Source organism: Siminovitchia sediminis (assembly GCF_042680885.1).
GTDB classification, from domain to species: domain Bacteria; phylum Bacillota; class Bacilli; order Bacillales; family Bacillaceae_C; genus Siminovitchia; species Siminovitchia sediminis.
This window is the reverse complement of sequence record NZ_JBHUEO010000017.1, coordinates 95,373-120,205: the sequence shown is the minus strand read 5'-3', so window position 1 is coordinate 120,205 and position 24,833 is coordinate 95,373. Positions and strand designations below refer to the sequence as shown.

Sequence of the window (24,833 nt, the reverse complement as noted above, 5' to 3'; positions counted from 1 at the left end):
CAGGTCTAGGTGGATGGGAATCTTTTTCTTAAAAATAAAAACACAAAAATCTAGATACAAGTCGTCTAAATGTAAAATAAAAAAGCCTGTAGAGAAAAAAACATATACTTTCTCTACAAGCTGAGCGAACCGGTGGGTTCGCTTTTTCGTTTGAAAAAGGGGTGTGCAGAGAAAATGATTAAAATTGTAACAGATTCAAGCTGTGATCTGACAAATGAAGAAACTGAAAAATGGCAGGTATATAAGATTCCCTTAACGATCTCTTTCGGAGAGGTATCATACTTGGATGGCGTAGAAATTACTCCAAAAGATTTTATCAAAAAAATGAGCCGGACGGATCTTTTTCCTAAAAGTTCTCAGCCGTCATTAGGAAAATTTATTGATTTATATAACGATCTGACGGAAGATGGAAGCGAAGTCATTTCTATTCACTTGGCAAAAAAATTAAGCGGAACTGTGGAAACAGCAAAAACGGCTGCGAGTATGGTAAAAGGAAAAGTAACGGTTATTGACTCTTATTTTACTTCCAGAGCCCTAGGCTTTCAGGTAATAGAGGCTGCAAAATTATCAAAAGAAGGATGGACAAGTAAAGAAATTACAGACAGATTAACCGGTATGAAGGCCCATACTTATTTATATGTTGTGGTGGATACCCTTGAGAATTTGGCAAAAGGCGGACGGATCGGGAAAGGGACAGCAATGATCGGGTCCCTTCTAAATATTAAACCGATTGCCATCCTTGAGGATGGGGAATATTCCCCGGTAGCCAAAGTACGCAGCCAAACACAGGCCGTTAAGTATATGGCCAAGCAGTTTATGAACGACATCAGAGGGAAAACAATCAAATATGCAAGCATCGCTCATGCAGATGGGCAAGATTTTGCTTTAAAATTAAAAGAACAGATCGAAAAAAATACAGGCTTCCAGTCCGTTGAGATTCTATGGACGAGCCCGGTGATCAGTACACATACGGGTCAGGGTGCAATCGGTTTTTCGTATTATGCGGAATAACAAAGCAGCACCCTGCTGGAGGCCTTCTCTAAAGTATCCCGTCCAGTATCGTCATAGTCTTAATATGTCCCCACGGGACTTTCCGGCTTCAGGCGTCATGATTTAAAAATAATCATTCCTCGAACGTCATATGGGGGAAGAAAATGATCATGATAAGCAATATTTGCAAAAGGGTGAAGGGATTTTCTGCGGCGGCAAAGGACTACTCCTACAAGGTGTAATGGCTGCGGAGGTTGTACGGTGTCCCCTTTAAATCTTTTAATGACTTTTGCATATGATGTTATAATGAAAGCATTTCAATAAAGTGAGATGGAAGGTCAGATGAAAAAGTTTGCATTCATGGCGATTATTTTTTTATTATGGTGTTCCGGTTGTGCCAGCCAAAATGAACACCTGAGTATTCATGAAACGGCTATAAGCAAAAAACCACTCCCTCCATCCGATTTTGTCCCAAGGGATTATATAATCGTTTCAGTTGGTGATTCTTTAACACAGGGGGTAGGCTCAGATGAAGAGTTCGGTGGATATATACCATTTTTGAAGGAAGACCTGGAGAAGTTAAAAGGCGTTAACAGAGCAGAATTCATTAATCATGGCAAGCGAGGAAACAGGACAGACCATCTTCTCAAGCGGCTCCAGGAACCTGCGGTCAAAGCGGACATTCAAAGAGCGGATCTCGTTATTATGACGATTGGCGGAAATGATGTCATGCAGGTTTTTAAAGACAACTTGCTGGGTCTGGAAATCAATAAATTCATTGCAGCAGAAAAGGACTACGAAAAAAAGCTGAATGCCATTTTTTCATTAATCAGGAGCTATAATGAGGAAGCAGGCATTGTTTTGGTAGGGATATATAACCCGTTTATCAAGTGGTTCTCAGATATTAAGGAAATGGATCAAATTGTAAATAATTGGAACAGAGTAAGTGCGGAAACTGCAGAGAGTTATCCAGAAGCTCTCTTCGTCCCGGTCGATGATATTTTCAAGGACAATGAAGAACGTTTACTTTATACAGACTACTTCCATCCGAATACACGCGGATATGAATTAATAGCGGAAAGGATCTACGACATGTTGTCAGCGGCAGAGCTTTTGTAAGTCGTAAGTTTCCATATGGGGGAAGACAATCGTGGCAAACAAAAATTATTGGAAAATAGGTTTTTTAGTATTAGCTGCCCTTAATATCGTGTTTGCTTTGACGTTGATGGTCTTATTGTTTTTATCTTCAGACCAGCAAGAGATTCCAAAGGGAAATACTCATACAAAAGGCTACTCCGAATTTACCATTCAGACGAAAAAGGAAGATTTGACAAGGCTGATTAATGATTATATTGAAAGAGAAGAATTAAACGGCCCCATCCATTATAATGTGTTTTTAACCAATGACGTGGAATTGTATGGGGAAGTCTCCGTGTTTTCACAATCCTTGCAGCTGAAAATGACCTTTGATCCCAAAGCATTGGAAAATGGTGATTTGGTGCTTGAACAAAAAAATGTCTTTTTGGGCGACGTGAAACTGCCTGTTTCCTATATATTGAAATTTATCCGGGATGCATATAAGCTTCCATCATGGGTAATCATTCAACCAAATGATGAGCGGGTATATGTTTCATTGCAGGATATGAGATTGAATAACGGAATCCAGGTCAGGGTCCAAGAGTTTGATTTGGAGGAAGACAAGATATCCATGAAAATGCTTGTACCGTCTGAATAATACGATATATGATAAGTATATGGAGGTGAGGGCTCATGACAGAAAATGACCGGCTGGAGCTTGCAACATTTGCCGGCGGATGTTTTTGGTGTATGGTGAAGCCGTTTCATGAAATGCCCGGAATAAAAAAAGTGATTTCCGGATATACCGGAGGGACATTGGCAAACCCTACCTATGAGCAAGTGTGTTCAGGCCTTACCGGGCATACAGAGGCAGTGCAAATTACGTACGATCCGGAAGTGATCTCGTATAATCAGCTTCTCGATATGTATTGGATGCAGATTGATCCAACCGATGCAGGGGGGCAATTTTATGACCGGGGCGGCTCTTATCGGCCTGCAATTTTTTATCACAACGAAGAACAAAGGCTTCTTGCCGAAGAATCAAAAAAGCAGTTGGACCGCAGCGGAAGATTTTCAAAGCCGATTACTGTACCTGTTGAACCGGCCAAGCCGTTTTATGAGGCTGAGGATTACCACCAAGATTTTTACAGAAAAAATCCGGTACGTTATCAGGCTTATCAACATGGGTCCGGAAGAGCTCAATTTATAGAACGACATTGGGGTGATCAAGTTGGAAAAAAGTGAACTGAAAAAGAAATTGACACCGATGCAGTATGAGGTAACCCAAAATAATGGGACAGAGCCGCCGTTTCATAATGAATATTGGGATAATACAGAAGAAGGAATTTACGTGGATATTATTTCCGGCAAACCATTGTTTAGCTCGCTGGACCAATATGATGCTGGGTGCGGCTGGCCAAGCTTCACGAAACCGATTGAAGAAAGTGAAATATTGGAGAAAGAAGATTTAAGCCATGGGATGATTCGAACAGAGGTCAGGAGCAAAACGGCCGATTCACATTTAGGGCATGTCTTCCCCGATGGTCCAGGACCTGCTGGTTTAAGATATTGCATTAATTCCGCAGCCATGAGGTTTATTCCGAAGGAAAAACTGGATGAAGAGGGTTATTCTGAATATAAAAAACTGTTTGAGTAACCATTTATTTAGGATAACCATCCCATATTTCATAACATACATGGGCAGGTGCACATGCAGCCATTGAATCACCGACATAGTATATGGATGAATAGACTATAAGAAATAAATGAGGAGTGATTTCATGTACTATGGAGGCTACGGCGGCGGATGTGGATGTGACGGCTTTGTTTCGCCGGCATACGGTTATGGTGGGCCCGGCTACGGGTGTGGAGGCTTTGGAGGCGGCTTTGCACTGATCGTTGTGCTGTTCATCTTGTTGATTATTATTGGCGCCTGCTGGTGTTGACCTAAATTCTAAAACAAAAATAGAGGAAGACAATGGTTATTTGCCAAAACTAAAAGCCCCCTGTAAAAAAAAGGGGGCTTTTTGAGCCCATTCCAGCATACATTATGAATAAATCACAGGCAGGCAAGTTCTTTTCATTTACATGAGCCCGTTCATCGGTTATATTGAATGGACAAGTAAGGCTGAAAGGCGAATGGAATGATGAACAAGTCCTTTTATCACTTTATACTCAAATATCGGCAGCCGGAAGCAAAGGACCCTATCAGTTATTTTTCTGAAGAGGTCTATAAGGATCACAGTTTTCCAAAGACGTCCACGGATTATGCCGAAATCAGCGATTATCTGGAATTAAACGGTGAATATCGCTCAACACTTTCTGTGTTTGATAAGGCCTGGGAAATGTATTTAGAGGAAGAAAATAAAAAATAAAAAGGGGCGGAATGAAATGCGAGATATTGATGTGTTTATCGATACGGATGAGATTGCCGAATTTTTCTACGAAGAGCTCATCAGAAGGGGTTTCATTCCAGCTGAAGAGGAGGTCAGGGAGCTGGCCGATATTACGTTTGATTATTTAGTGAAAAAAGAAATAATCGCTGAGGAATGGGAGGATTGAGTGAACCTTCCCCTTTGTAACGGGAGCCGATTATGACTGCCTATCTTGCGGGCTTTCATCGCTCCATTGCGGGCAACCGGGTATTTGTGCGTTACCGATTGGATGGTGGGCTGTGCATCAGGCAGAGACCTTTCAGTTTCTCTTGGAGCCGGGGCTTATTAATCTAATTTTCCGCCCGGGAGATGACAGCAGCGGGCCGAGTCGATGCAATCGTTTCAGGTCTGGGCGGGAGGTACGCCGGGTGTCTAAATGGCGATCAACAGTTTATTGGCTTGCGCGAAAACCCATTTTGACTGTTCTGTACACCACGTTCATTCCTTCGGGCTTTCTGTTATTCCGAAAGAAACAATGTTTGAATACCATTCGGCACACCGAACAAAAGAAGTCCCTACAAATGCTGTCGCATTTTATAAGGAGACTTCTTTTGTTTTTGTTAAAAAAATAGTCCAAGGGTAATGCCTAAAGCTGTTTCAAATCATTTAGAAAGCAGTCGGAATTTTTCCCGGAAATTAGGGTTTTTGGTCCCAAAGCCTGATTCATTTTTACACTTTTGGAGACCGCTGTTGATCGGCATACATCTTAGGGGAGTAAAAATCTCCCATTTAATATTCCTGCGCTTCCTGTCATACAACAAATCTTCATCTCCTCTATTAAGCCTCGCGAATATAAGTCTGTTTGCAGCGTCTCCATAAAACATCGAATTTTCACTTTTCTATCAATACTTTTGTACCTGGTAGGAAGCAGTAAATATATTCAATTCTAAATCTTTTGATTGATTGTATATAACAATAAATGTATAATTCGTTAATAAAACGAAATATATCTTTGTGTGCACTGCAGGTGTTGAAAAAGTCATTGATCCAATGATACAGAAGGAGGTACTCATGAAAAACTTTGATGAGAAAAGGATGCATAAAGTATTTTACAAGGAAATATTTTCAGTATTCGAAAATGAGCCCTATGCTAACCATCTCGGTATTCAATTGGAAGAGATGGGGGAAGGGACAGCTTCGGCTTCAATGGCCATACGCGAATTTATGCTGAATTCTCATGATACTGTTCATGGGGCGGTACTTTATGCGCTGGCGGATTATGTTTTTGCAGCAGCTAGCAATTCATATGGAAAAACTGCAGTAGGGTTGACAACAACGATGAATTTTATGGCTCCGGCAAAAGAAGGAGACAGGATAAGGGCCAAAGCGGTTGAAGAGAAAAGGAATCAAAGGATTGCATGGTATAAGATTCAAGTTTTCAACGGGGAAGAACTCATTGCAACGATGGAGGCCGCAGGTTACCGCAAGAGTCAATATTTTGTACCAATGGAGGAACTCGAAGGAGAGGATAAAAAAAGTAAGTAAAAATAAACAAATAATTCCGAAGAAACTGTTGACTTTTTTATGCCCACCAATTAAATTACACATATAACATAAATATTAGTGTTGGTTATTTATTTGTTACATCCCAATACCAAAAAAATTCCTTGAATTGGAGGCCCGCTGAAATCATGTTTAATCCCGAAATGGAAACGCTGTCAATTTTTGATAAAGAAAAACTACAGTTATTCAGATTACAGGAAACATTGGCCAGGGTATACAGCAAGGTGCCGTATTACAAAGAAAAATTATCTGAAAAAGGAATTCGAGTGGGGGACATAAAAAAGGTTAGTGACATTACAAAGCTGCCATTTACAAAAAAACAGGATTTACGGGATAACTATCCTTATGGTTTATTTGCTGAGCCTATCGAGAATATCGCCCGAATGCACGCTTCATCAGGGACGAGCGGAAAGCCGACGGTGGTCAGCTATACAAAAAATGATTTACGTGTTTGGTCCGAATTGATTGCAAGAGCAATTACAGCAGCTGGGGGAAACAAAGGAGATGTCTTCCAAAACGCTTATGGTTATGGATTATTTACAGGAGGGCTGGGATTACATTATGGCGCGGAACTTCTTGGTGCTGCTGTAGTCCCAATTTCAGGCGGTAATACAGAAAGACAAATATTAAGTATACAAGATTTTAAACCAAGAGGAATCGGATGTACACCTTCCTATGCACTTAATATTGCGGAAAAAATGATTGATTTAGGATTGGACTCCAGGAACAACAGCCTTCGTTATGGAATTTTTGGTGCGGAACCCTGGTCAGAAGCCATGCGGGAAAAGCTTGAAGAACTGCTTGACATCAAAGCGGTTGACATTTATGGATTGAGTGAAATTATGGGACCCGGAGTATCCGTAGAATGCCATGAAGCGCAAGATGGTCTCCATATAGCTGATGACCACTTTCTTGTGGAAGTTATAGATCCAAAAACTCTGCAGCCCGTTGAGGACGGAAATGATGGGGAGCTGGTCTTTACGACATTGACCAAGGAAGCTTTTCCGCTCATAAGATATCGTACGGGTGATATCTCCTCCATCCATCGGGAACCGTGCCGATGCGGAAGAACGACGACAAGGATGTCCAGAGTCAAAGGAAGAACAGATGATATGATTATTATTCGCGGGGTCAATGTGTTCCCATCTGAAATAGAACGAACCCTGTTACAAATTGAAGGTCTTTCTCCGCACTATCAAATCAGGCTGTCAAAAGAAGGGCCAATGGACTGTGCAGAGCTTTATGTGGAAGTATGCGATGAACTTTATATGGGTATCAATCAAGACCTGAACCATGAAAAAGTCCGGATGCTTGAAAGACAAATTAAACATGAGATTAAATCGGCATGTCTGGTCTCAGTTAAAACGGTCATTGGATCTCCAAAAAGCCTTCCAAGATCTGAGGGAAAAGCCGTCAGAATCTTGGATCAAAGAAAACCAGGACCACTCATGTTTTCCTAATGCTGGATTCTCTTAGGCAAAAAGGAGTGACAGACAAAATGGATGAAAAGCTGTTTGATGTAACAATAATTGGTGGAGGACCCGCAGGGTTATTTACCGCTTTTTACGCGGGTCTCAGGCAAATGTCCGTAAAAGTGATTGAGAGTTTGCCCCGGCTTGGCGGTCAGCTTTCTGCCCTCTATCCCGAAAAATTTATTTATGATGTGGCGGGATTTCCTAAAGTTCGCGCCCGGGAGCTGGTGGATCACTTAGTTAGACAGATGAACCTGTTTGATCAGGAAATTTGCCTGGAAGAATCTGTGGATTCGTTGATAAAAAGAGATGATGGCACGTTTATCTTAACTACCGAAAAAGGAAAGCACTTTTCCCGTGCAATCATTATGACTGCAGGTAATGGCGCGTTTCAGCCAAGAAAGCTTCCGCTGGAGAAAGCAGCATTCTATGAAAAAAGCAATCTTTATTATTTTGTAGAGAATATAAAGGCATTTACTGATAAAAAAGTACTGGTTTTTGGAGGCGGTGATTCGGCGGTAGATTGGTCCCTTATGCTGGAACCCGTCGCCAAAGAGGTGAACATTGCTCATCGGCGTGATCATTTCAGGGCCCATGAGCACAGTGTTTCTTTACTTGAGAACTCGACAGCAAATATATGGACTCCTTATATCCCTGTTGATCTTGAAGGGGAGAAAAGAATTGAAACGGTCACTTTGCAGCATGTGAAGACAAAAGAAAAAATCCTTATAGAAGTAGATGCAGTCTTATGTAACTACGGTTTCGCGGCTTCACTGGGACCGATAAAAAATTGGGGATTAGAAATCGAAAAAAATTCGATCGTCGTTGATTCCAAAATGGAAACCAACATTAAAGGGGTTTACGCGGTAGGTGATATCAATACGTACGAAGGGAAGGTCAAGCTCATCGCAACAGGATTCGGTGAAGCTCCAATTGCCGTCAGCCATGCAAAAGCCGCGATTGATCCTTCATCCAGAATTCAACCGGTTCACAGCACAACAATCATGGCAAGGAAAAAGGTAAAAGTGTAGAAAACAAAGGAGGTGACTGCACGGTGGCTAAATACACCATTGTTGACCAGGATACATGCATTGCCTGCGGTTCATGCGGTGCCTGTGCTCCTGACATCTTCGATTATAATGAAGAGGGCTTGTCTTATGTCATCCTGGATAATAATACAGGATTGGCAGAGGTGCCCGAAGAGCTGGCAGATGACTTGGAAGATGCATGCGAAGGATGTCCGACAGATTCCATTAAGGTGGCTGATGAGCCGTTTACAGACAAGAGTCAATGGGCCGGATAACACATACCGGTGGACCGACTGTACATTTCCTATTGATTTTAATATAACATTAAATTAAAATGTCGTTAAAGGAATGTTATATTAATGATATTATTTCACATTCTTTTGCTTCTGGGGCAGCTGATCATTCATACCAGCGATTTTTTAAAGACACTTTTTTAAATCTCATGTTGGAAGCGCTTCCTGTGTCGATCTCTTTTAAATTAGAAGTGAAATCAAGCATTGATGTCTCGAACTTGATTCCAAATATATGTAGGAGGAGGTCATAAAAAATATGACAGACATTCAATCAAATGAGCAATTCAAAAATGCTGCAGCTGATTTATTGTTTCAGTTTGCAGACGATGATTTGCTCATATCATTCCGCGGATCCGAATGGCTTGGGCTGGCGCCGCACATTGAAGAGGACGTGGCATTTTCATCCATTAGCCAAGATTGCATGGGGCATGCGTCAATGTTTTTCACACTGCTGGAAGAATTGGGATACGGAACAGCAGATGAATTAGCACATATGCGGCCTTCCAAGGAAAGAAGAAATAGCATACTTGCAGAAAGGCCGAATGGTGAAGGCAGCTATATGGACACCCCCAAATATGACTGGGCATATACAGTTGTAAGAAATTATTTTTACACGGCTGCTAAAAAGGTAAAGATTGATTCGTTAAAAAACAGCTCTTATCGGCCTGCTGCAGAAATTGCGACTAGGGTCAGCATGGAACTTTTTTACCATTTACAGCATTGGAAAACGTGGTTTATTCAGTTGATGGAGTCTACCGACGAGGCAAAGGTGAGAATGAATAATGCCATTAATCGGGTCATGGAGGATATTGGTGATATGTTCGTATTTGGCAATTTGGCAAGTGACATTCATAAATATGAATTAATTGAACAAGGTACCCTTATTCAAAAAAGATGGATGCATGAATTAGAAAAAGCTTATATATCTTTGGATTCTAAATTTCCGGCCATACCGGATAACCCGAAGATGAATGGAAGGATCGGAGAACATTCCAGGGATTTGGACTCTGCCCTTCGAACGTTATCGGAGGTTTATCGAATGGATCTGGCTGCTTCATGGTAATAGAGGAGAGTGATCAGAGAATGAAGGCAGCAGAGCCCATTTCCAAGAATTTGATTTTAGAAATCTTGGAAACTGTAAAAGACCCGGAGATTGACACTGTCAGCGTGATTGATTTAGGGATGGTCGAGAACATCCACATTATGGATAGCGAGGTAACGGTGGAGGTGCTTCCAACATTTTTGGGGTGCCCTGCTTTGGAAATTATTGAACGTAATATGAAGATGGCTATTGAAGCCCATCCTGCGGTTGATAAAGCAAATGTGAAATTTATTTATCATCCGCCCTGGACCTCCGACAGAATCACACCGAAAGGCTATAGCAGGCTCAGAGATTTTGGCATCGCACCTCCGCCCAAACATCTTAAAGAGGATGGTTCATGGCATGTGGACTGTCCATACTGCGGCTCAACCTACGTAACAATGGAAAATATTTTCGGACCGACTGCTTGCAGGAGTATTCTATATTGCAAATCTTGTAAAAATCCATTTGAAGCAATGAAACCCATTTCAAATATATAGAAAACACCGGTATATTGACGAATAGAGTATTGAATACCTCTATTCATACCCGGAGTACAAGGGAGGTAAACAATGATCCAGAATGTGGCTATTGTTGGTGCAGGTGTCATGGGCAGGGGAATAGCATATGCAGCAGCAGCAGCAGGCTATAAGGTGTCCCTTACAGACGTGAGTGAAAACTCTTTAATCGATGCCAAAAATGAAATAGTTCATATTGCAAAAAAAGGGGTTACTATCGGAAAGCTGACAAACGACAACTATCAAAATATACAAGAAAAGATGTTATTTACAACAGACTTTACAGGAGCCATTTCTCATGCCGACTTAATTATTGAAGCAGTCCCTGAAAAGACTGCCATTAAAAAGCAAGTTTTTGAAGAGATGGAGAAAGCTGCTCCAAGCAATTGTCTGTTTGCCACCAATACATCGACAATGAGCCCGACTGAAATAGCTTCGTTTGCCAAAAGGCCGGATAAAACCATTGCTATGCATTTTTTTAATCCGGTTCATAAAATGCCACTGGTGGAAATTGTAAAAGGCCTGGGAACAAGTGATGAAACAGTAGAAATAATCAAATTTGCCGCAGAGAAAATGGGAAAAGAACCGGTTGTAATCAATGAATTCCCCGGGTTTGTTACGAGCAGAATCAGTGCCCTTGTAGGAAATGAAGCCTTTTATATGCTTCAGGAGGGTCTTGGCTCTCCTGAAGATATTGATAAGGCGATCAAGCTTGGACTGAATTATCCGATGGGACCTTTCGAACTGGCTGACCTGGTAGGGCTGGATGCCCGCTTAAATAACTTAAAGTACCTTCACGAAAAGCTGGGAGAAAAATATCGTCCCGCACCACTCTTGGAACAATATGTAAAAGCAGGACGTCTGGGCAGGAAAACGGGCAGAGGGGTATATGAATATACAAAAAAAGAAAAAGAGATGATCGAAAAATGAGAGAAGTTGTGATCGTGGATGCAGTCAGGACCCCATTTGGACGCTATAAGGGTGCCCTGAGACATATACGGCCCGATGATATGGGTGCCATTGTCATTAAAGCCCTTTTGAACCGGAATCCTGAACTGCCCGCAGAAGAGATTGAGGAAGTTGTATTGGGCAACGCCAATCAGGCCGGAGAAGACAACAGAAACGTAGCACGGATGGCAGCGCTGTTGGCCGGGCTTCCTTTATCTGTAGCAGGTACTACTATCAACAGGCTCTGCGGCTCAGGGCTGGACGCTGTCATGTATGCGGCCAGAGCAATTGCTGTGGGAGATGGCGATATTTTTATTGCCGGAGGAACGGAAAGCATGACGCGGGCCCCTTACGTCATGGCCAAGCCGGACAAAGATTATCCGCGGGGATCGATGGAACTGCAAGACACAACAATTGGTTGGCGCTTTACCAACCCGAAACTTAAAGAGATGTACGGAACTGACTCGATGCCTGAAACAGCTGAAAATGTTGCAAAGCGATATCACATTACGAGGATGGAACAGGACCAATTTGCATTGGAAAGCCAGTTGAGAGCGAAAAGGGCAATGGATGAGGATCTTTTTAAACAAGAGATCATTCCTGTCGTATACAGGGACCATAAGGATAATGAAATCACTGTAGAACGTGATGAACATCCCCGGCCGGACACAACGCTGGAAAAGTTATCTGCTTTAAGGCCAATATTTCCCAACGGAACCGTAACAGCCGGAAATGCGTCCGGGGTTAACGATGGGGCTTCTGCTTTATTGTTGATGAGCAAAGAAAAAGCGGATGAATTTGGTATAAAGCCGCTTGTCCAATATAAAGTTGGCGCAGTATCCGGCCTCGAACCTGCTGTAATGGGACTCGGCCCTATTTATTCTACAAAAAAAGCATTGAGACGGGCCGGATTAGGAGTGGAAGATATCGACTTAATAGAGTTGAATGAAGCCTTTGCTTCACAATCGATCCAATGCATAAGAGAACTGGGTCTTGACCCCGAAAAGGTAAATGTCAACGGCGGGGCTATTGCATTTGGCCACCCGCTTGGGGCCAGCGGAGCTAGAATTTTAACAACTTTAATTTATGAAATGCAGAGAAGGCAATCCAAATATGGACTCGCAACGATGTGTATCGGGGTCGGGCAGGGAATATCCGTTATTGTGGAAAATATCTATTGATCAGATGACCCTTAAGTGAGGGTCTTTCTTCTATCTATATGGTAAATGTCTGTCTGAAGCAGTTTGGGCATCACTATATTACAGCCATGATATAATGCAATTATATTGAAAACGAAATGAGTGACAAGTGTTATGGGGTTAAATACACAATCAATGATCTTTACCATCTATGGTGACTATATTCGGCATTACGGCAGCAAAATTTGGATTGGAAGCCTGATACGTCTCTTGAAAGAATTTGGCCACAATGAACAGGCTGTAAGGGTGGCTGTGTCCAGGATGGTGAAACAGGGGTGGCTGCAGTCGGAAAGACAAGGAAATAAAAGCTATTACTTCTTGACGCAGCGCGGTGTGAACCGGATCGACGAAGCCGGCCGGAGAATATTCAAACTGGATCCGCATGAATGGGACGGGAAATGGAGAATGCTGATGTATTCCATCCCGGAGGAGAAACGGCAAATTCGGGATGACCTGCGCAAAGAATTGCTCTGGAGCGGATTTGGCAGCTTCACGTACAGCTGCTGGATATCTCCGAATAATTTGGAGAAAGAAGTAAATTCGCTGATTGAGAAATATGAAATTGAAGAATACGTAGACTTTTTTGTATCCGATTATCTTGGACCGAAGGACAATATTCAGTTAGTGGAAAAAAGCTGGCCGCTTGATGAAATTGAACAGAAATATGAAGAATTTGTTTCCAACTATGGCAAACAGTTCATCGTTCACCAAAGCTTGCTGAATGAAAATAAAATGAGTGATGCGGACTGTTTTGTTGAGCGAACAAAACTCGTGCATGAATATCGAAAGTTTTTATTTATAGATCCGGGTCTTCCCAAAGAGCTGTTGCCCTCTATGTGGAGCGGAAATCATGCTGCACTGCTGTTTAGACAGTATTATCAGCTGCTCGCTGAACCCGCCAGCCGATTTTTTGAGTCAGTTTTTGAAAAAGGAAATGATTTAAGAAAGAAAGACCAATCTTATGATGTCCATCATCATCCCTATATTACCAAATGAAATCGCCCTGCACTCAGCAGTACGGGGCAGGGCGATGGACCTTGCAATGGGCTTAGCTCCGGCTCAAAAGGGCGTTATAATCTTTGCCTTTTTGTACATATGTATCAATGGAAGATTGTATGAGCTCAAAGTCTTTATCCTTCAATTCCCGCACTACTTTTCCAGGCGAGCCGACAACAAGGGACCGTGGCGGTATTTTTTTACCGGAGGGAATTAATGTGTTGGCCCCAATAATACATTCTTCACCGATTTCAACATGGTCCAATATGGTTGATCCCATACCGATAATCGAACGCTTGCCGATTTTGCAGCCATGTAAAATTACATTATGGCCAATGGTCACTTCATCGTCAATGATTACAGGATATCCCTCGTACATATGTATTGTAGAGTTATCCTGAATGCTGCATTTTTCGCCGATTTGAATTGAACCTTCGTCTCCCCGCAAAACTGCATTAAACCAGATAGTCGATTCCTTGCCGACTGACACATCACCAATGAGGTAAGCTCCAGGTGCAATAAATACAGACGGATGGACATCCGGTGTTTTTTGTTGATAGGTAATAATCATGGTTTGCAGGCCTCCTTTGAATAATTGAATTTTTTAAAATTTTATTTTCTCTTTAACTATAACATGTTTTTATGGGATGGTGATACGAATGAATGATGCTTGTGATTTGCTCGGCATTCAATATCCAATCGTTCAGGGAGGAATGGGCAATATCAGCAATGCCTGTTTAACATCTGCAGTATCAGAAGCGGGAGGATTGGGTACAGTTGGTGCCGGTACGATGAACCCGGAAAAAGTAGAAAAGATGATTCTGGAGATTAAACAAATGACAAAGCAGCCCTTTTCATTGAATATACCGATTACAGTGACTCCTTATACTGAGAAGTTAATCGAATTGGCATTGAAGCATCGGGTAAAAGCCGTATCTTTATCAGCCGGGAATCCGGCTCCATACATTCAGAAACTAAAGGGGAATGGCATTAAAACGATGGTCATTGTGGGCTCAGTCAAGCATGCAAAAAAAGCTGAAGAGGCAGGGGCTGATCTGCTTGTAGCTGAAGGCTTTGAGGCAGCCGGCATTAATTCTCATCTTGAATTGACGACTCTGGCTCTTATTCCTCAAATTGTAGATCACGTAAAGATTCCAGTGTTGGCTGCCGGAGGGATAGGAGACGGCAGGGGATTGGCTGCAGCCCTGATGCTTGGAGCAAGCGGGGTACAGATGGGAACAAGATTTATCGCCACGAAGGAAGCTCCATTCCACGATAGGTACAAACAGAAAATATTAACATCCGATGACACAGGAACTGTAACTTTGGGCCGCTCATTTGGAGGAATCCGGAGAGTTCTGAAGGGAAATTACGCTCTCGCAATGCTGGATGCAGAAAAGCAGGGGATGACACTAGATCAGTTCAGAGAAAAGACATCGGAGGAATATCATATAAAAGGAGCCATATATGGCGATTTTGACAGAGGGTACGTGAATGGGGGCCAAATTTCCGGGCTGATCCGGAATATCCCGAGTGTAAAGGAATTGATAGAAAACCTCATGGCTCATGCTGAATACCAAATTCAACAGGTGCATACCGCATTTAACAAAAAACACGGAAAATAAACCGCTCCATTTTTCACCAAGCATTCCTATTTTTCCCGCAGAGCTTATTGCATGAGTAATGGGAAACATTTAATATGGTAAGTGTAGAATGAAAGGAGATAGAGCCATGAGTATACATATCAATGCTCCGGAATCTTCCATAGCAGATACAGTACTCTTGCCTGGGGATCCGCTGAGGGCAAAACATATTGCCGAAAATTTTCTGGAAAATGCAGAGGTGTATAATACCGTTCGAAATATGCTCGGCTACACCGGAGAATATAAAGGAAAAAGAATTTCTGTTCAAGGTACCGGAATGGGAGTACCATCCATCTCCATATATATTAACGAACTGATGGAAAGCTATCAGGTTCAAAATTTAATCAGAGTCGGAACATGCGGGGCAATTCAAAAAGATGTAAAAGTTCGTGATGTCATCCTGGCGATGTCTGCTTCGACTGATTCTCAAATGAACCGATTGACGTTTAACGGAATAGACTATGCTCCTACAGCTTCATTTGATCTATTGAAAAAGGCGTACGACGAAGGAATTAATAAAGGGCTTCATTTGAAGGCGGGGAATGTCTTTACGGCCGACATGTTCTACAACGATAATGCCGAACATGAAAAATGGGCACAATACGGTATTTTGGCTATAGAAATGGAAACAGCAGCCCTATATACTCTCGCAGCCAAATTTGGAAGAAAAGCTCTTTCTATTTTAACGGTAAGCGATCATATCCTGACCGGTGAATTAACAACTGCGGAAGAACGGCAGACATCATTTAATGATATGATTGAAGTTGCCCTGGAAACAGCCATTCGAGCCTAACAATAAATTGGAGTCGTGAGATGCTTAATGAAAAAATTGACTGGTTTGACCATATTGATCCTTTTGCTTGCAGGCTGTAAGTGGAATCCTTTACACGATGCCAAAGGTCCAAACCAGCAGCCAAGCAATGAGCCATCGTATCTTTCAGAAAATGAAAATATTGAACAAGACAAACAGCAAACAGAAAAACCAACAAGTTCTGGGATGACGAAAGAAAAAGAGCCGCCGGATCAAGCTGAGGAAGACGAATTGGCTTTGGAAGCCGCCTATTTTAATGAAGTAATCGAAGTGGATGGCAAAAAAGAAATTGTAAATGCAGCAAATACTTTGGCATTGGTCAATAAAACATTTGCTTTACCAGTCGATTATACCCCCGATGATTTAGTGCGTCCAAATGTACCCTTTTCCTTTGGAAATCAGGACATAGAAAAAAGCTATTTACGAAAAGAAGCTGCAGAAGCTTTGGAAAAAATGTTCGCAGCAGCAAAAAAAGATGGCATTCAACTGTATGCTGCTTCCGGATACCGTTCCTACAGCAGACAGCAGGAGGTCTTTGAAGCTGAGGTAGCCCAGTCTGGAGAAAAAAAAGCTGCTCAGGTTGTAGCCATACCTGGAAACAGCGAGCACCAAACAGGATTGGCTATGGATATTACAAGTGAGTCTGCAAACTTCTTTTTAAATGAGGAGTTTGGAAAAAAGCCGGAGGGCAATTGGCTGCAGGAAAATGCTCATAAGTTTGGATTTATTTTGCGATATCCAAAAGGAAAAGAAAAGATCACCGGCTATCAATATGAACCATGGCATTTCAGGTATGTCGGTAAAGAGGCGGCAAGTGTGATGTATGAACGGAATTGGACTTTGGAAGAATACTTTGAACACGCGTCAAAAATATAAGACTTTGCCATAATGGCAAAGTCTTTTTACTGGCATGGATGGACTGACAGCTCGTTATCCTTTCGCTGACACTATAAAACTGATAGAATATAGTGGTCAGCACAACACGAATGGCTAAAAATGAAATGACAGCATGACGCTATGAAAGTGGTGAGACGGTTGGAAGAAGATCGTAATTCAATTCAACATGAACAAAATCAAGGCTATATTAAAATGAAAAAATTCAGGTTTGTCATGCTTATGTTCTTACTCGTTTTCCTAACAGCAGGTGTCACGATTTTAGCCCTTTCCTTCGGTGATGATAAAGCTGTCAACGTTGGAATGCAAGAAAGGGCAGAATTTAATAAACTGTATAATACGTATGACGAACTAAAAAAGAACTATTTCCAGGATATTGATGAAAAGAATATGATTGACGGTGCAATTGACGGAATGGTAAGAGCTCTTGATGATCCGTATTCAGATTATATGACTCAAGAAGAGAGTAAAGTATTTCAAGAAAGCATAACCTCTTCATTTGAAGGAGTTGGTGCGGAGATTCAAGAGTTAGAAGGGTCGATTATTGTGGTTACCCCCATTAAAGGTTCTCCTGCTGAAGAGGCAGGTATAAAACCGAATGATAAAATCACAGAAGTGGACGGCAAGAGTATACAAGGAATGAGCGCCAATGAAGCAGTGATGTTAATAAGAGGGGAAAAGGGCACAGACGTAACGCTGACCATTGAACGGGAAGGTGTGGAAGAGCCGAAAAAAATCACCATTACCCGTGATGAAATACCCATTCATACTGTGTACGCCGAAATGCTCGAAGACGGAGTAGCAAAAATCCAAATTACTAATTTTTCCAGCCATACAGACAAAGAATTAAATGAAGCTTTACAAGAGATGGAAGAAAAAGGAATGACATCCTTAGTTCTTGATCTTCGAAAAAACCCTGGCGGCCTCCTTGACCAGGCTATCAGTATTTCCAATCTCTTCGTGCCAAAAGGTGAATTGTTGTTCCAAGTCGCTTATAAAGATGGAAAAGTAGAGGAATACCGAGCAGAAGGCGGTAAGAAAATTACCATCCCTACCGTAGTCCTGGTAGACGAAGGAAGTGCCAGTGCATCAGAAATTTTGGCTGCTGCGGTAAGTGAATCTGCGGATATTCCATTAGTCGGGGAAAAAACATTTGGAAAAGGCACTGTTCAAACAACAAATGAGTTCCAAGATGGGTCGAACATCAAATACACGATGGCCAAATGGCTCACGCCTGATGGAAATTGGATACATGAAAAGGGAATCCAACCTGATAAAAAAGTAAAATTGCCTGCTTTTGCTTCATTGTCATATATTGATCCTGAGTTAAAACTGCAAGTCGATTCTGCTTCTTCTGATGTCAAAGCAGCTGAACAAATATTAGACGAACTCGGATATAATCCAGGCAAAGTAGATGCGTATTTTGATGAAAATACAAAAAATGCTGTTCAGGAATTTCAACAAGATGAACAATTGGAACCTGACGGAATACTGACCGGTGAAACAACAGTCACACTGATGAATAAGATTCGTGACCACCTCAATGAGAATGATCCGCAAGTACAAGAAGCGGTGAAGCTGCTGTCTGAAGAGAAAGAGTAAGGAAGGAACTCCGCCTGTTACGGGAGTTCCTTTTTTGATTTGCTATACAATGACTTTCTCTATTAGATAATGGAAGTTTCCCCTTTTGTCTGTCGATCCCGGGTATTGGGGCATTCATTCGAGAAAAGCTCTATTGTTCGCCGTACTTTTCAAAGGTTTTTTCATCCTCTATCAAGCCGCATACCCCGCACTGAATCCTTTTGTCAGGGCCCCGATAAGCTATGTGCAGGGGGCCTGCATCTTCCGGTGTGTCATATCTTTCTATAATCTCTCCCGTATCAGGATCCATCTTTACAGATAACACGACTTGGTCAACGATATTAAAGCGCGTTCGATTCGTTTTACAATTGGGACAGCGGTATCTCGTACTCATACTTGACCTCCTTTTTGATTATGTTATCCCATTTTAAAAGACTTTATCATCCTTTTATATTTGATACATTTCCGTAACATATGTAACAAAAGAAGCTGTTTTCAAAGTCTGTCAACCCAATAAAAGCTAGAAATTTTTAACTGTTTATCATGAAAGATGGAAGTCTTCCCAGTGAAAGCCAACTTTTATTTCTTCTGAATCCATGATAAATACTGGGATTATTTCTTTTGAAAGATGTAAGGAAAATTCTTCTCTTTATTTGGAATTTCCTCCCTCTAATATTACAAAAATTCTATGATACTATGAATCTAGAAAAACACAGGGAGGAATTTTCAACATGAAAAAAACAATCATTTCAACTGCAGCTGCACTGGCAGTCTTAGCTGCTCCTATTGCTGGACAAGCAAGTGCTGCACAGCCAGAAAAGGTTAATACAAAAGTCTATTCTGATGTGAAGGTATATTATTACCAAACTGGGAATCTTCAAGAGTTTAACAACTGGTGCAAACAATTTGGCGTCAACTTTAAACCAAATTGGAAAACTGATCAAAAATATCAATATGTACCTCAACAAACTCAAAAGCCTGCTGATAAGAAGCAAGTTCAAAAGCCTGCTGACAAGCAGCCTGCACCACAGCAAGTTCAAAAGCCTGCGGAAAAACAACCTGTACCACAGCAGCAACAGCCTCAAAAAGAGGAACAACAACCAGCGGAACAGCAAAACAGCCAGTTAAGTGCATATGAGCAAAAGGTTGTAGAACTGACAAATGCTGAGAGAACAAAGAATGGACTTGCTCCATTAAAAGTAGATACTGAATTAAGCAAAGTAGCACGTGAAAAGTCTAAGGATATGTCTGTTAACAACTACTTTGATCATAACAGCCCAACATATGGTTCACCTTTTGATATGATGAAACAATTCGGCATCAGCTACCGTACTGCAGGTGAAAATATCGCCATGGGACAACGGACTCCAGAAGAAGTTGTCAATGCATGGATGAACAGCTCTGGACACCGCGCAAATATCTTGAGCAAGGATTACACGCATATCGGTGTAGGCCATGTTGCAGACGGTAACTACTGGACTCAGCAATTTATTGGAAAGTAAGGATAATAAAAAGAGAACGAGCAGCTTTTTTAAAGCCTGTTCGTTCTTTTTTTATTATTTTTATTCAGGATGTTGAATCTCTTTGCATGGTGGAGAAGCAGGCTTTTCCATCAGCAACACGAGCTTGCTTCTTTCATAAAATATCAGGCAGAGGAAAGGAGTGGGAAATCGTGCACATTTATTCAAAAGGATGGTATATAGTCAAATTAAAAGAAATGGGCATACGGGTACATCCGGAAAAGAAAAAAAAGCTCGAATTATATAAATTGTATATAGTCAGAAACTTATATAACGAATTGACAGAAAAAGAAGATCTATAATCAAATCAGCCGGAAATGAATTCCGGCCGATTTAGGTTGCAGGCAGTTAAAAAATCAGGCTTCCATCGGCTGAGTTTCTTCTTCAGCTGTTGTTGTTCGAATAAACGACATCGTATACAAGTCTTTAGGAACTTCATACAGATCATAGACATATCCGCCGTCATTCAACTGATGAAACACTTCGCTTTTTGTTTGATTGGCCAATAGTACATAAGGAAGCTTTTCCGCTGCCTTTTTTGAGCGGATATTTTCTTTTCGGATGCGCATATAGATCGTTACCATATCTTTATCAAAGAACAACTCCTGGAAAAAGGCTTCCTTTGCCAGATGATTATATCCTTTTCCATGGTACGGTTTACCGATCCAAGTCCCCAGAAATCCTGCACCTGAATCTATATCATACAGGTTAATGGTACCGATAGGATTTTCCCACTCATCCAAAATTGTTCTTGAAATTAACTCTCCACGTTCTTCGGCTTCAATCGTCTGTTTTGTCAAAAAAACAAATTCATCATAACTGAACGCTTTCTGACGTACAAAAGGGAAGACATCAGGGTGCGTCATCAAATCAAACAATATCCGGCATTCATGCCCATTTACTTCACGTTTCTTGAGCATCAATTGAATCCCTCCTGCCCAGGGCAGGAAGATGGTCCGATCCTGCCCTCGAAATTTTTTAGTAACTTCATAAAAAATTTCGGGGTGGGAATCGAACCCACTAATACCAGTCAGAAACAGGACTGGTGGCGCACCATTTGCCTTCCCTCAATTATAGAGATGGTATTCTGTTGTAAAAAACATTCATCTTACCCATATCATACAAAATTTTTTTTTGTTTGGAAATACCCTAAATTACTTTTTTTTCAACATTGTTTTCGTTATTTCGTTGTATATTAATAAAGGCTTTATCTTGACCAAAACATACATAAACAGAAGCGGGAAGATGCAGAGGGGCTTACTGGCATCACATATAATTTACGAAGAAGCTCACCGATGGGATCTCAATGGTTTGCGGGCTGCCGCTATGAAATTAAAAACCATCCGGGGGTAAAAGGGAAGCCGCTGTCGGCAAAATAAAAGGAAACAGACTTTTATACAATACGGCCTGCAGGAACATTCATCTATTCCCATAGGAAAACAGAAAAGAATGCATTGAATGACGGTCAATAAAATTCTTGTTTTTTGAAACTTTTTCACACATGCATACGTATGACATATTAAACCATAAGATAGGAGGGCAATGGATATGGACACATTATCCAGCAATGAAAGAATGCTCGCAATGGCGATATATATTACAAGCTTTTTTACGACAATTATAGGCCCATTGCTGATTTGGCTTTTGAAAAAGGATGATTCTGACTTTATTGATTTTCATGGAAAAGAATATATAAATTTTCTCATTTCCTACACGGTTTACAGTATCGTCGCATCCGTATTAATGTTAATTCTCATCGGTTTTATTCTTTTACCTATTATTGGAATTTTGGCCTTTGTTTTCACTATCATTGCTGCTATTAAAGCGTACAATGGAGAAATCTATCATTTCCCTTTCGTATTTAGAGTCCTTAAATAAGAAAGCTTCCACGGAATGGGAAACGCTTGGCCAGCCACGGACAAACAGAAAGCGGAAAGCCCGGATTAGCCCGACAAGCATCAAACGATTCCCGTTGAGTCAGCTTTACAGCTTTCACCGGGAATGGGTTGTGACCCGGAGGGCTGGCTGTTGAAGCTGGTCAAGAGCCCTGTGCAATAAGCTCGGAGAAGCATGGCGACAGGCAATTAAAACTTTCCCCGAATAACCATTACTTAAATAGACAAGAAGAATTATTAATTTGTTCTAATCAATAGCTCCTGTTCACGATAATCATCGGAAACAGGGGCTATTCCTCTTTTTATGCTCAAACAGTCTGTCATTTATAAGGAAGTTGTCCCATATAATAAAAGACAACTCCTGATCTGGAGGAAGCCAATGAATATTAAGGAGCATTATTCTTTGATGGCAAGGCTGTACTTTCATCAAAGTGTCCTTTTTGCCGTCGTGTTTATTGTGGTCATATTGCCCAACATTCAAAAGTCGAATTTCTTCCTGGCAAACATGGCAGGACTCGCTGTTTTTCTATGTTTGGTCTATTTTATTTTACGCTTTATCTATTTTTCATATAAAAGCAGTGTTGCCTCCATGCTGTTATCCAATGGTGCCAATGGAAATGGTATGGAAACTTTCCTCTTGGTTACCCCGCACCATAACGATTCTCTTATGGAAGCCTATTCCTCTGACGGGATCAGAAGACTATCATTGCTGACGGTAAAAGGGAAAGAGAGGCAGGAGCGATTTACATACTATCGCCTGCCCAATAGAGGGAGACTATATAAAATTAATGAGCACGGTCTGGGAACAACAGCGTATATGCATATTGATCAAAGATCGATTCATTTTATAACAGGGGATAAAGTGGTTCCTGTCGTCCTTTCCAGGGCAAAACGAGCTGTACACCTTACAGTGGGAGCAGATCGGTTTGAAATTAAAAGTCCCTATTCAGACAGGCTCATATTAAAAAATGGACAGATGGTGCTTTCCGTTAAAAAAGGGAGGATGCCCATTAAGTGGCAGCAGTCATTTTCGCCAAATACGCCCTTATTGAGAATTGATAACAGCTTATCAAAGGAAACGCGCAGCCTTTGTCTTTTTTTATTCATCTTGTTCTAACTCCCGCCTTGGAGCATGGAGAGTACCTGATCAAATGGCTGCCGGTTCTTGCAATGAAAGTACCCCGCAAATGGATCCTTTATTTGCTCGAGTCTGTCAAGGACTGCTTCCATTGTGAATTGGCCGGGGTGCAAATGTTCTGTCACCTCATGCCAATGGACCGGAGAAGCAACCAGGCCTTCCTCATTCTTTCGGACGGAATACGGTGCTATAATCGTTTTGCCTTCGGCGTGCTGAACAAAATCAACATACAGCCTTCCGTGCCTGTTCTTTTTTAATCGTTCGACCGTAAATGACTCAGGATCATACCGGACTAAAAATTCAGCAGCAAATGAAGTAAAAAGTCGTGTTTCTTCCCAAGTGTACGTATCGTCCGGCAATGGAACATATATTTGCAGTCCCTTATTTCCGGACAGTTTAATGAAAGACGTTAACTGTAATTGATCCAATACTTGTTTCAGGATGGTTGCCGCATAGATCGCGAGTTGGAAATGTGAACGATCCGGGGGATCCAGATCAAATACAATTTCACTTACAAACCGGCTGGTTATCGTTTGAAATGGAATATGGAATTCAATAGCCAGTTGATTTCCAAGCCATATCAATGTCTGCAGATCATTGCAGACAATATAATCAATGCCTTCCACCTGATGGGACCGGACAAAACCCGGCGAGGAGTCAGGCTTGTTTTTCTGATAAAACGAATCTCCAAATACTCCGTGCGGAGACCTGATCACGGTCAGCGCACGGTTTTTTAAAAAAGGAAGCATATAATGAGCAGACTTTCTTAAATACCGGATATAATCCAGCTTTGTTGCGTAATTTTTCTCCCATAACACTTTTTCGGGGTGGGTAATCGTCAGATGAGACGGTAATTTTGCTTCATCGTATAAAAATTGTTCAAACGTACAATCATCGGGATGCAGATCGAACCGCAGACATTTAAAATGCGGTTCTCTCAGCTGGTGATCAGCCCATTCCAAATAATTGACGTCCACGCAAATGCCGGGTTGTACCCGGTAAATTGATCCGCTTTTCTCCACATAGTTTTCCTTTATCGTCGTTTTAAGCGCCTGCTTTGTTTCAAAATCAAGACTAAACAAAAATTGACCCAATGGAAAAATGTTTTGTCCCTTCCAGACAGCCACAAAGAAATAGCCATTCGCCTCATCCATGGCTGTAATAAAGCAGGAAACTGTTTTCCAGTTTTTAAGTTTGAGCCACCCATCAGAGCGTTTCCCCATCTGCCATTTACTCCCCTTTTCCTTAGCTACCAGTCCTTCACTGTCATACTCCCTTGCAGTTTCAACCATACTTTCAGGAGATGATGAATTCGGAACACATTGACAGAGCCTATCATCACCGGGTGAAGGAGCCAGGGGTAGTTCCAACTCCTCAAAAAGCTCCATCAAGGCGTTTTTTCGATCCACATAAGGTAAAGCGGATAGATTTTGTCCCCCTGATGCCAATAAGTCAAATACTAAATAATGGGAGGGCCAATTTCTGGACTCGGCCGTTATCTTTTCAATGGATCGCATTCTCCCCCTTTGTTGGAGCTTTGAGAAATTGCCTTTATAGCAATTCTCTAAAATGACCAGCTCGCCATCCAAAATTAGGGGTAAATACTGCTTTATTTGATCTGTAAGGCTTTCTAAAAAGGCTTGGATTTCGGGAAATTGGGGCAGCAAATCTCTTCCGTTTCTGCTCCACAGGTGCAGTCCGGATTCGCTCCATTCCAATATTCCACGATAGCCGTCATATTTTATTTCATACAGCCAATCGCCTTTTGGCGGCAGTTGATATGTCAGCGCAGGAAGCATAGGCTTCATTAA

29 protein-coding genes are annotated in these 24,833 nt (G+C 41.6%); 25 read left to right on the top strand and 4 right to left on the bottom strand.

Features of this window, described 5'->3' with window-relative positions:
• Nucleotides 1-174: 174 nt before the first annotated feature.
• The 17 genes from ACFSCZ_RS07965 (at nt 175) to paaX (ending at nt 13,540) form a co-directional block, all read left to right on the top strand.
• Complete coding sequence (locus ACFSCZ_RS07965; RefSeq protein WP_380773331.1) at nt 175-1,011, top strand: DegV family protein; 837 nt, start codon at nt 175-177, stop codon at nt 1,009-1,011.
• Between the two features lie 321 nt (nt 1,012-1,332).
• Nucleotides 1,333-2,109, top strand: a complete 777-nt coding sequence (locus ACFSCZ_RS07960; protein ID WP_380773329.1) for an SGNH/GDSL hydrolase family protein — start codon at nt 1,333-1,335, stop codon at nt 2,107-2,109.
• 31 nt (nt 2,110-2,140) lie between these two features.
• Nucleotides 2,141-2,725: a YpmS family protein gene (locus ACFSCZ_RS07955; RefSeq protein WP_380773328.1), complete on the top strand. Its 585-nt coding sequence runs from the start codon at nt 2,141-2,143 to the stop codon at nt 2,723-2,725.
• 35 nt (nt 2,726-2,760) lie between these two features.
• Nucleotides 2,761-3,312, top strand: a complete 552-nt coding sequence (gene msrA, locus ACFSCZ_RS07950; protein ID WP_380773327.1) for a peptide-methionine (S)-S-oxide reductase MsrA — start codon at nt 2,761-2,763, stop codon at nt 3,310-3,312.
• Nucleotides 3,313-3,334: 22 nt separating this feature from the next.
• The gene (gene msrB, locus ACFSCZ_RS07945) at nt 3,335-3,724 is read left to right on the top strand and encodes a peptide-methionine (R)-S-oxide reductase MsrB (protein ID WP_380773338.1); all 390 of its coding nucleotides are present in this window, start codon (nt 3,335-3,337) and stop codon (nt 3,722-3,724) included.
• 124 nt (nt 3,725-3,848) lie between these two features.
• On the top strand, nt 3,849-4,013 hold the full coding sequence (locus tag ACFSCZ_RS07940; RefSeq protein ID WP_380773326.1) for a YjcZ family sporulation protein: 165 nt from the start codon (nt 3,849-3,851) through the stop codon (nt 4,011-4,013).
• Between the two features lie 201 nt (nt 4,014-4,214).
• Complete coding sequence (locus ACFSCZ_RS07935) at nt 4,215-4,442, top strand: YozE family protein (RefSeq protein ID WP_380773325.1); 228 nt, start codon at nt 4,215-4,217, stop codon at nt 4,440-4,442.
• Nucleotides 4,443-4,458: 16 nt separating this feature from the next.
• A complete protein-coding gene (locus tag ACFSCZ_RS07930) occupies nt 4,459-4,629 on the top strand; it encodes a YozD family protein (RefSeq protein ID WP_380773324.1) in 171 nt (56 codons plus the stop codon).
• Between the two features lie 884 nt (nt 4,630-5,513).
• Nucleotides 5,514-5,987: a hotdog fold thioesterase gene (locus ACFSCZ_RS07925; RefSeq protein ID WP_380773323.1), complete on the top strand. Its 474-nt coding sequence runs from the start codon at nt 5,514-5,516 to the stop codon at nt 5,985-5,987.
• Nucleotides 5,988-6,133: 146 nt separating this feature from the next.
• The gene (locus ACFSCZ_RS07920) at nt 6,134-7,465 is read left to right on the top strand and encodes a phenylacetate--CoA ligase family protein (protein ID WP_380773322.1); all 1,332 of its coding nucleotides are present in this window, start codon (nt 6,134-6,136) and stop codon (nt 7,463-7,465) included.
• Between the two features lie 38 nt (nt 7,466-7,503).
• A complete protein-coding gene (locus ACFSCZ_RS07915) occupies nt 7,504-8,508 on the top strand; it encodes an NAD(P)/FAD-dependent oxidoreductase (protein ID WP_380773321.1) in 1,005 nt (334 codons plus the stop codon).
• A 23-nt stretch (nt 8,509-8,531) separates the two neighbouring features.
• On the top strand, nt 8,532-8,780 hold the full coding sequence (locus tag ACFSCZ_RS07910; protein WP_380773319.1) for a ferredoxin: 249 nt from the start codon (nt 8,532-8,534) through the stop codon (nt 8,778-8,780).
• 274 nt (nt 8,781-9,054) lie between these two features.
• Nucleotides 9,055-9,861: a 1,2-phenylacetyl-CoA epoxidase subunit PaaC gene (gene paaC, locus ACFSCZ_RS07905; protein ID WP_380773318.1), complete on the top strand. Its 807-nt coding sequence runs from the start codon at nt 9,055-9,057 to the stop codon at nt 9,859-9,861.
• A 20-nt stretch (nt 9,862-9,881) separates the two neighbouring features.
• Nucleotides 9,882-10,379 (top strand): 1,2-phenylacetyl-CoA epoxidase subunit PaaD, encoded by a 498-nt coding sequence (gene paaD, locus ACFSCZ_RS07900; RefSeq protein ID WP_380773316.1) that lies wholly within the window; start codon nt 9,882-9,884, stop codon nt 10,377-10,379.
• A 72-nt stretch (nt 10,380-10,451) separates the two neighbouring features.
• Nucleotides 10,452-11,327 carry a 3-hydroxyacyl-CoA dehydrogenase gene (locus tag ACFSCZ_RS07895; protein ID WP_380773315.1) on the top strand — a complete coding sequence of 292 codons (876 nt, stop codon included), beginning with the start codon at nt 10,452-10,454 and terminating at the stop codon, nt 11,325-11,327.
• Complete coding sequence (locus ACFSCZ_RS07890) at nt 11,324-12,526, top strand: thiolase family protein (RefSeq protein WP_380773314.1); 1,203 nt, start codon at nt 11,324-11,326, stop codon at nt 12,524-12,526. The genes ACFSCZ_RS07895 and ACFSCZ_RS07890 overlap by 4 nt, the downstream gene beginning before the upstream one ends.
• Before the next feature lie 132 nt (nt 12,527-12,658).
• Nucleotides 12,659-13,540: a phenylacetic acid degradation operon negative regulatory protein PaaX gene (paaX, locus tag ACFSCZ_RS07885; protein WP_380773313.1), complete on the top strand. Its 882-nt coding sequence runs from the start codon at nt 12,659-12,661 to the stop codon at nt 13,538-13,540.
• Nucleotides 13,541-13,592: 52 nt separating this feature from the next.
• Here the strand turns inward: paaX and ACFSCZ_RS07880 are convergent, their stop codons facing one another.
• Nucleotides 13,593-14,111: a gamma carbonic anhydrase family protein gene (locus ACFSCZ_RS07880; RefSeq protein WP_380773311.1), complete on the bottom strand. Its 519-nt coding sequence runs from the start codon at nt 14,109-14,111 to the stop codon at nt 13,593-13,595.
• An 88-nt stretch (nt 14,112-14,199) separates the two neighbouring features.
• Between ACFSCZ_RS07880 and ACFSCZ_RS07875 the strand changes: the two genes are divergently transcribed.
• The 4 genes from ACFSCZ_RS07875 to ACFSCZ_RS07860 all read left to right on the top strand — a co-directional run bounded on the left by ACFSCZ_RS07875 (nt 14,200) and on the right by ACFSCZ_RS07860 (nt 18,490).
• Nucleotides 14,200-15,165, top strand: coding sequence for an NAD(P)H-dependent flavin oxidoreductase (locus ACFSCZ_RS07875; RefSeq protein ID WP_380773309.1), 966 nt, complete (start codon nt 14,200-14,202; stop codon nt 15,163-15,165).
• A 106-nt stretch (nt 15,166-15,271) separates the two neighbouring features.
• Nucleotides 15,272-15,976 carry a purine-nucleoside phosphorylase gene (gene deoD, locus ACFSCZ_RS07870; RefSeq protein ID WP_380773308.1) on the top strand — a complete coding sequence of 235 codons (705 nt, stop codon included), beginning with the start codon at nt 15,272-15,274 and terminating at the stop codon, nt 15,974-15,976.
• A 27-nt stretch (nt 15,977-16,003) separates the two neighbouring features.
• Nucleotides 16,004-16,870: a M15 family metallopeptidase gene (locus tag ACFSCZ_RS07865; protein WP_380773307.1), complete on the top strand. Its 867-nt coding sequence runs from the start codon at nt 16,004-16,006 to the stop codon at nt 16,868-16,870.
• Between the two features lie 141 nt (nt 16,871-17,011).
• On the top strand, nt 17,012-18,490 hold the full coding sequence (locus ACFSCZ_RS07860) for a lmo1851 family serine protease (RefSeq protein ID WP_380773306.1): 1,479 nt from the start codon (nt 17,012-17,014) through the stop codon (nt 18,488-18,490).
• Between the two features lie 130 nt (nt 18,491-18,620).
• Here the strand turns inward: ACFSCZ_RS07860 and ACFSCZ_RS07855 are convergent, their stop codons facing one another.
• Nucleotides 18,621-18,863 carry a DNA alkylation repair protein gene (locus tag ACFSCZ_RS07855; RefSeq protein ID WP_380773304.1) on the bottom strand — a complete coding sequence of 81 codons (243 nt, stop codon included), beginning with the start codon at nt 18,861-18,863 and terminating at the stop codon, nt 18,621-18,623.
• A gap of 337 nt (nt 18,864-19,200) precedes the next feature.
• Between ACFSCZ_RS07855 and ACFSCZ_RS07850 the strand changes: the two genes are divergently transcribed.
• Nucleotides 19,201-19,971 (top strand): CAP domain-containing protein, encoded by a 771-nt coding sequence (locus tag ACFSCZ_RS07850; protein WP_380773303.1) that lies wholly within the window; start codon nt 19,201-19,203, stop codon nt 19,969-19,971.
• A 170-nt stretch (nt 19,972-20,141) separates the two neighbouring features.
• Entirely contained in the window at nt 20,142-20,291 is a 150-nt protein-coding gene (locus ACFSCZ_RS07845) for a DUF2639 domain-containing protein (protein ID WP_380773302.1), read from the top strand.
• A gap of 54 nt (nt 20,292-20,345) precedes the next feature.
• Here the strand turns inward: ACFSCZ_RS07845 and ACFSCZ_RS07840 are convergent, their stop codons facing one another.
• Nucleotides 20,346-20,909: a GNAT family N-acetyltransferase gene (locus ACFSCZ_RS07840; RefSeq protein WP_380773337.1), complete on the bottom strand. Its 564-nt coding sequence runs from the start codon at nt 20,907-20,909 to the stop codon at nt 20,346-20,348.
• A gap of 628 nt (nt 20,910-21,537) precedes the next feature.
• Between ACFSCZ_RS07840 and ACFSCZ_RS07835 the strand changes: the two genes are divergently transcribed.
• The gene (locus tag ACFSCZ_RS07835) at nt 21,538-21,867 is read left to right on the top strand and encodes a DUF4870 domain-containing protein (protein ID WP_380773301.1); all 330 of its coding nucleotides are present in this window, start codon (nt 21,538-21,540) and stop codon (nt 21,865-21,867) included.
• A 396-nt stretch (nt 21,868-22,263) separates the two neighbouring features.
• Entirely contained in the window at nt 22,264-23,001 is a 738-nt protein-coding gene (locus tag ACFSCZ_RS07830) for a hypothetical protein (protein ID WP_380773300.1), read from the top strand.
• Here ACFSCZ_RS07830 and ACFSCZ_RS07825 read toward each other — a convergent pair.
• A complete protein-coding gene (locus ACFSCZ_RS07825) occupies nt 22,998-24,830 on the bottom strand; it encodes a DNA ligase D (RefSeq protein WP_380773299.1) in 1,833 nt (610 codons plus the stop codon). The genes ACFSCZ_RS07830 and ACFSCZ_RS07825 overlap by 4 nt on opposite strands.
• Nucleotides 24,831-24,833: the final 3 nt, after the last annotated feature.

What these genes read in the sequence shown, in the direction of transcription:
- ACFSCZ_RS07965 (WP_380773331.1), top strand. Translation starts at nt 175, where the DNA reads ATGATTAAAATTGTAACAGATTCAAGCTGTGATCTGACAAATGAAGAA.
- ACFSCZ_RS07960 (WP_380773329.1), top strand. Translation starts at nt 1,333, where the DNA reads ATGAAAAAGTTTGCATTCATGGCGATTATTTTTTTATTATGGTGTTCC.
- msrA (WP_380773327.1), top strand. Translation starts at nt 2,761, where the DNA reads ATGACAGAAAATGACCGGCTGGAGCTTGCAACATTTGCCGGCGGATGT.
- msrB (WP_380773338.1), top strand. Translation starts at nt 3,335, where the DNA reads ATGCAGTATGAGGTAACCCAAAATAATGGGACAGAGCCGCCGTTTCAT.
- ACFSCZ_RS07940 (WP_380773326.1), top strand. Translation starts at nt 3,849, where the DNA reads ATGTACTATGGAGGCTACGGCGGCGGATGTGGATGTGACGGCTTTGTT.
- ACFSCZ_RS07935 (WP_380773325.1), top strand. Translation starts at nt 4,215, where the DNA reads ATGAACAAGTCCTTTTATCACTTTATACTCAAATATCGGCAGCCGGAA.
- ACFSCZ_RS07930 (WP_380773324.1), top strand. Translation starts at nt 4,459, where the DNA reads ATGCGAGATATTGATGTGTTTATCGATACGGATGAGATTGCCGAATTT.
- ACFSCZ_RS07925 (WP_380773323.1), top strand. Translation starts at nt 5,514, where the DNA reads ATGAAAAACTTTGATGAGAAAAGGATGCATAAAGTATTTTACAAGGAA.
- ACFSCZ_RS07920 (WP_380773322.1), top strand. Translation starts at nt 6,134, where the DNA reads ATGTTTAATCCCGAAATGGAAACGCTGTCAATTTTTGATAAAGAAAAA.
- ACFSCZ_RS07915 (WP_380773321.1), top strand. Translation starts at nt 7,504, where the DNA reads ATGGATGAAAAGCTGTTTGATGTAACAATAATTGGTGGAGGACCCGCA.
- paaC (WP_380773318.1), top strand. Translation starts at nt 9,055, where the DNA reads ATGACAGACATTCAATCAAATGAGCAATTCAAAAATGCTGCAGCTGAT.
- paaD (WP_380773316.1), top strand. Translation starts at nt 9,882, where the DNA reads ATGAAGGCAGCAGAGCCCATTTCCAAGAATTTGATTTTAGAAATCTTG.
- ACFSCZ_RS07895 (WP_380773315.1), top strand. Translation starts at nt 10,452, where the DNA reads ATGATCCAGAATGTGGCTATTGTTGGTGCAGGTGTCATGGGCAGGGGA.
- ACFSCZ_RS07890 (WP_380773314.1), top strand. Translation starts at nt 11,324, where the DNA reads ATGAGAGAAGTTGTGATCGTGGATGCAGTCAGGACCCCATTTGGACGC.
- paaX (WP_380773313.1), top strand. Translation starts at nt 12,659, where the DNA reads ATGGGGTTAAATACACAATCAATGATCTTTACCATCTATGGTGACTAT.
- ACFSCZ_RS07880 (WP_380773311.1), bottom strand. Translation starts at nt 14,111, where the DNA reads ATGATTATTACCTATCAACAAAAAACACCGGATGTCCATCCGTCTGTA.
- ACFSCZ_RS07875 (WP_380773309.1), top strand. Translation starts at nt 14,200, where the DNA reads ATGAATGATGCTTGTGATTTGCTCGGCATTCAATATCCAATCGTTCAG.
- deoD (WP_380773308.1), top strand. Translation starts at nt 15,272, where the DNA reads ATGAGTATACATATCAATGCTCCGGAATCTTCCATAGCAGATACAGTA.
- ACFSCZ_RS07865 (WP_380773307.1), top strand. Translation starts at nt 16,004, where the DNA reads ATGAAAAAATTGACTGGTTTGACCATATTGATCCTTTTGCTTGCAGGC.
- ACFSCZ_RS07860 (WP_380773306.1), top strand. Translation starts at nt 17,012, where the DNA reads ATGAAAGTGGTGAGACGGTTGGAAGAAGATCGTAATTCAATTCAACAT.
- ACFSCZ_RS07855 (WP_380773304.1), bottom strand. Translation starts at nt 18,863, where the DNA reads ATGAGTACGAGATACCGCTGTCCCAATTGTAAAACGAATCGAACGCGC.
- ACFSCZ_RS07850 (WP_380773303.1), top strand. Translation starts at nt 19,201, where the DNA reads ATGAAAAAAACAATCATTTCAACTGCAGCTGCACTGGCAGTCTTAGCT.
- ACFSCZ_RS07840 (WP_380773337.1), bottom strand. Translation starts at nt 20,909, where the DNA reads ATGCTCAAGAAACGTGAAGTAAATGGGCATGAATGCCGGATATTGTTT.
- ACFSCZ_RS07835 (WP_380773301.1), top strand. Translation starts at nt 21,538, where the DNA reads ATGGACACATTATCCAGCAATGAAAGAATGCTCGCAATGGCGATATAT.
- ACFSCZ_RS07830 (WP_380773300.1), top strand. Translation starts at nt 22,264, where the DNA reads ATGAATATTAAGGAGCATTATTCTTTGATGGCAAGGCTGTACTTTCAT.
- ACFSCZ_RS07825 (WP_380773299.1), bottom strand. Translation starts at nt 24,830, where the DNA reads ATGAAGCCTATGCTTCCTGCGCTGACATATCAACTGCCGCCAAAAGGC.